Source organism: Pseudomonas sp. 05N434 (assembly GCF_056396965.1).
Window position 1 is genome coordinate 1 of the sequence record NZ_JBFTMK010000352.1, and the last position, 5,331, is coordinate 5,331.

5 protein-coding genes are annotated in these 5,331 nt (G+C 58.9%); all 5 read right to left on the minus strand.

The genetic code is table 11. From position 1 onward, the window contains the following. Positions 1-83: 83 nt before the first annotated feature. On the minus strand, positions 84-1,694 hold the full coding sequence (locus AC1DLB_RS20245; RefSeq protein WP_477785524.1) for a gamma-glutamyltransferase family protein: 1,611 nt from the start codon (positions 1,692-1,694) through the stop codon (positions 84-86). Between the two features lie 81 nt (positions 1,695-1,775). Next, a complete protein-coding gene (locus AC1DLB_RS20250) occupies positions 1,776-2,555 on the minus strand; it encodes an amino acid ABC transporter ATP-binding protein (RefSeq protein ID WP_477785525.1) in 780 nt (259 codons plus the stop codon). Between the two features lie 2 nt (positions 2,556-2,557). Then, positions 2,558-3,331, minus strand: a complete 774-nt coding sequence (locus tag AC1DLB_RS20255) for an amino acid ABC transporter permease (RefSeq protein WP_086946256.1) — start codon at positions 3,329-3,331, stop codon at positions 2,558-2,560. A gap of 12 nt (positions 3,332-3,343) precedes the next feature. After that, positions 3,344-4,150 carry an ABC transporter substrate-binding protein gene (locus AC1DLB_RS20260; protein ID WP_477785526.1) on the minus strand — a complete coding sequence of 269 codons (807 nt, stop codon included), beginning with the start codon at positions 4,148-4,150 and terminating at the stop codon, positions 3,344-3,346. A gap of 72 nt (positions 4,151-4,222) precedes the next feature. Beyond that, positions 4,223-4,891, minus strand: coding sequence for a GntR family transcriptional regulator (locus tag AC1DLB_RS20265; RefSeq protein WP_018930317.1), 669 nt, complete (start codon positions 4,889-4,891; stop codon positions 4,223-4,225). Positions 4,892-5,331: the final 440 nt, after the last annotated feature.

Sequence of the window (5,331 nt, forward strand, 5' to 3'; positions counted from 1 at the left end):
GTGCATCAGTTCCGCGCACGGATGCACAGCGTATTTCTCACGCAGAAGAGACCGAGTCGTCTTCGTTTGTTTTCAGCTACCCGTTACCACACAGCAATATGGGAATCGGCCCGCGGCTCGGTGCCGCCGCACAACACACCGGTGTCCGGGTCGCGGATGATGATCTGCCCTCGGCCATAGTTGATCAGGTCGCAATCGACCTGAACCTTATGTCCGCGCCGGGCCAGCGAAGCGGCCAAGTCCCTCGACGCCCCCTGCTCGATGCCGACTTTCATGCCTCCCAGCCATTGCCATCGCGGTGCGTCCAGCGCAGCTTGAGGATTGAGACCAAAATCCACCAGGYTCATGACCATCTGCACATGGCCTTGGGGCTGCATGTAGCCACCCATGACGCCGAACGGTCCCACCGGCGCGTCACCTTTACTGATGAAGCCAGGAATGATGGTGTGGAAGGTCTTTTTGCCCGGTGCCAGGCAGTTGGCGTGGTCAGGGTCGAGACTGAATTCCTGCCCACGGTTCTGCAAGGCGATGCCGCTGTCTGGCAGCACCACGCCAGAACCGAAGCCGTGGTAGTTACTCTGGATGAAGGACACCATATTGCCCTGYGCATCTGCCGTGGCCAGGTACACCGTACCGCTGGCGTGAGGATCGCCGGGATCAGGTTGCTGAGCCTGATCAACGATCTGTTCACGGCGTTGGCTGCTATAGGTGTCGCTGAGAAGATCAGCCACCGCCACACGCATGTGCAGCGGATCGGTGATGTAATGCAGGCCATCGCTGTAGGCCAGCTTCATGGCTTCCAATTGACGATGCCAGGTCTGCTGGCTGTCTCGGTGATCGAAGTCGAAACCCTGAAGGATTTTCAGGGTCATCAGGGCCACCAATCCTTGCCCGCTTGGAGGGATTTCCCACACATCGTAGCCGCGGTAATTGATGCTGATCGGGTCCACCCATTGGGCGCGATAGTCCTGCAGGTCGCTGGCTCGCAGGTAGCCGCCGGTGGCACGGGAATGGGCATCCAGACGCTGAGCCAGAGCACCGCGATAGAGGCTTTCGCAAGCGCTGTCCGCCAGTTCTTCCAGCGTTCGGGCTTGCGCCGGGTTGCGGAATAATTCACCGGCCTTTGGCGCACGGCCATCAATCAGGAACGTGTCGAACCAGGCGTCTAGCACCGGGTCTCGATGGGGGCTGAATTCATCCAGAGCAGTCTGCCATTGTCGGGCGACCACCGGCGACACTGGGAAGCCCTCCCGGGCCAGACTGATCGCGGGCTGCAGCAACTCGGCAAAGGGCAGCTTGCCGAACCGTCTGGACAACTCCGCCCAGGCCGAAGGACAACCGGGCACCGTGACCGGCGTCCAGCCATAAAGCGGCATCCGCTCGTGACCACACGCCTTGACTGCATCGATCGTCAGTGCCGCCGGCGCTTGGCCGTTGCCGTTCAGTCCGTGCAATTGGCCTTTGCTCCAGACCAGAGCAAAGGCGTCGCCGCCCAAGCCGCAGCCGGTGGGTTCAACTACCGTTAGCGCCGCCGCTGTAGCGATCGCGGCATCAATGGCATTGCCGCCGTTGCGCATGATTTCGATGCCGGCCTCGGCGGCCAGTGGCTGTGAAGCCGCGACCATGCCACGGCGGGCAAACACACTCTGGCGTTGCGACGGATAGGGATATTCGTGGGCAGAAAATTTCAACATGGCAAAAGCTCTTCCAAACAAAGATTCAATGGCCGCAGGTATCCGGTTCCATTGCCGGGTAAAAAACCCTGACTGAGAAGGTCACAGCACGCGGCTGAGAAAGGCCCGAGTTCGCGGGTGTGTCGGTCGACTGAAGATCTGCTCCGGCGGACCCTGCTCAATCAGTTCGCCCTGATCGAGAACCACCACGCGATCAGCGACTTCCCGGGCAAAACCCATTTCATGGGTGACCACTACCATGGTCATGCCGTCATCGGCCAACTGCTTCATCACCTGCAGGACCTCGCCGACGGTTTCCGGATCCAGGGCGCTGGTGGGCTCGTCGAACAGCATGGCTTGAGGTTTCATCGCCAACGCCCGGGCGATTGCCACGCGCTGCTGCTGTCCACCGGACAACATCGACGGGTAATGCATGGCCTTGTCCGCCAGGCCGACCCGGGCGAGCAAGGCCCGGGCCTGTTCCAACGCTTCGGCGCGTGGCACGCCGAGCACCTGGATCGGTGCCTCAATGATGTTTTCCAGCGCGGTCATGTGGGGGAACAGATTGAAACGTTGAAAGACCATGCCGATGTCCCGACGCTGGCGAGCGATGTTGCGCTCGGAGTCGCGCACCAGGCTGCCGTCGGCGCGCTCGCGATACCMCATGGAGCGACCGTTGACGCGTATGCGCCCGCCTTGAATGTCCTCCAGCAGATTAATGCAGCGAATGAAGGTGGTCTTGCCTGAACCCGATGCACCGATCAACACCACCACTTCACCGCGCCGCACCTGCAAGGAAATCCCCTTGAGAATCTCCAGGTCGCCAAAAGACTTATGAATGTCCAGGGCCTCGATAATCAGTTCTTCACTTTTGTGCGCCATGCTTAACGCCCTCTCAGCAATTTGAGCGTGCCGCGGCCAAACATGCGACTGCCGGCCGCTGGCGGTGCGGGTCGATCGGACTGTCCGAAACGCGCTTCCAGCCAACGCTGGAAGAAGCCCCAGAGGGTGGTCAGCAGCAGGAAATAAATCGCCACCACCAGGTACAGTTCAAATACCCGGAATGTCGCCGACGTGACCATTTGCGTACTCAGCAGCAACTCCTGCACGCCAATCACGCTGACCAGCGTCGTATTCTTGAGCATCACGTTGAATTCGTTGCCCAACGGCGGAACGATGACCCGGAACGCCTGAGGCAAAACGATACGCCGCATCAGTTTGGCGAAGGTCATGCCCAGCGAACGCCCAGCCTCATACTGTCCCTTGTCGACAGCGCCGATCCCGGCACGAATGATCTCGGCCATGTAGGCACCTTCGTTCAGGCCCAGGGCGATGATCGCTGCCTGAATATTGCCCGGCACCACCAAACCAAACAGTTCCACGTCCTCGAAACGGAAGATGCCGCCGGCCGCCAATGCGGTATAGAGAAAAACGATTTGCACCAACAGCGGAGTGCCGCGCATCAGCCACACATAGAACCGTACCGGCAGGTTGAGCAACGGGTTGCGCGACAGACGCATCAGCGCCGCTGCCAGCCCAAGCACGCAGCCCAACACCATTGCCAGCACACTGATCAGGCAGGTCAACCAGAGCCCAGTGAGGTACACCCCGCTGGGCTGCAAAAGGTATTGCCAGAACACATCCCAATTGAAATTCATCGAGCGCTCGCCTCAGTCGAGTGTGTCGCTGGAAACATGCCATTTGCTCAACAACTGCACATAACTGCCGTCACTGCGCATGTCACTGATGATCTGCTGTACTGCGGTGGTGAGCTGGGAATCATCCTTGYGGGTCCCTAAACCCGTGAGAATCCGGCTGAAGGCTGGCACCCCCTCCTCGAATAAATCAGGCGCCATTGCGGCGTAGTAACCTGCTGTTTCTACGGTGGTGCCGTAAGCGTCCACCTGACTGATACGCAGCGCCTGGAAGGCGTCAGTGTCACTGTTGTAAACCACCAGTTTCATCGGTGTCTTGCCAGCCTTGGTGAGCTTTTCATTCTCGGCGTCCAACAAGGTTTTGATCGTGGAGCCATTGAGCACTGCCACCTTGTGCCCAGACAGTCCATCCAGGGTTTTGATGCCCTTGGGATTGCCTTTGGGAACGACCACTGACTGGCTGGAATACATGTAGTTGACGATGTCGATCACTTCCCGGCGTTCGGGCTTGTCGAACAGCTGATCAACGATCATGTCGCACTGCTGGGCGAGCAATGCCGGCAGCAACCCGGAGAATGGAATGACCCGCCATTGCACCGGTTTGTCTCCCAGCCGTTTGGCGATTTCCAGCCCCAGATCGACAGTCAGGCCCCTGGGTTTTTGCGCCTCATCGAAAGACACCAAGGGTGGCGAGTCCATGCCCGAGCAATACGTGAGTTTTTCGGCCTTTTGCAGTCGTTCCGGCACTTGGGGCGTGGCGAACGCCCACTGTGCGCAGAGTCCCAGGGATACAGCAGCAAGCAACACACGGCGTTTATGCATGACCAGACACTCCAGTTGTTTAGTAACGGGGCAGTACTCAAAGTCAACACACGGTCGGGCTCGAGCCCGATTCTATTTTTCCGATTGCAGGAACTGAATCAGCGCCGGCACTGTGCCCTCGATGTGCTGACGCACCACCGACTCGGCCTGGTCGGCATCGCCTGAGCGAATGGCATCAAGGATCACCGCGTGTTCCTGGCGGGCACTCAAGGGCTTTTCACCGTGTTGCAGCCACAGGCGCATGGGCGCCTCGATCAACGAGTACAGGGCCGAGATTTGCTTCATCAAACGCGGACGGCCGCTGAGGCTGCACAGGTATTCATGGAAAGCCCGATGACGGCTGACCCATTCCGCGCTTTCGTCGCGGTAGTCATCCATCTCGTCCAGCATGCGTTCCAGAGCCGCCAGCTGACGCTCACCGATCTTGGCTACGGCGACGCGGATGGCCAGGCCCTCGAGGGCACTGCGCATCTCGAAGACTTCGTGCAGTTCGTCGATGTTCAGGCCGCTGACTATCGCCCCGCGGTTAGGCCGCAAGGTCACCAGGCCTTGAGCATCGAGGCGTCGGAAGGCTTCGCGCACCGGCATGCGGCTCATGCCGATCTCAGTGGCGATGTCCTCGGCGATCAACCGGTCGCCTTTGCGGTAACGACCGCCACAGATCGCTTCCAGCAGAAAGTTGTAAGCCTCCTCCTCGGCAGTCAGGGGCTGACGCTCAATGTAAGCGGGAGCGAATTGCATAAAGTCACCCTTTGCAGTTTTGTATCCAATTATCCATGGATTCAAAACAGCAGAAACCGTGCCAGGCTGCGTAGCACTGCTTCAAGCGCTTAATTGGAAAGGATTTTCGACTCAAGAGATGCTGATCTATAGATCAGCGTGGTACTCACCGTGCGCTACGAAATGGCCCAGTGCGCCCCAAATGGGTGAAAAATGGTACCCAGGTAACAAATCATTTCGCCGAATGCCCCCAAAGCCCTTGGCGCGTTCTCTGAGTAATTGCACAGACTTGCCCACCCATTTACATTCGGCCTGACCAGTCATTTGCAACGGATTTGACCAGCACGTTTCGCGGACATGACCGGCAGAGAATGGCCCAAAGCTGACCCCTCAGGATTTCGTACTCTCAGACCCCATCCGCGAATTTGCACACCACTGACGACATATTGGTACGTCTGGAG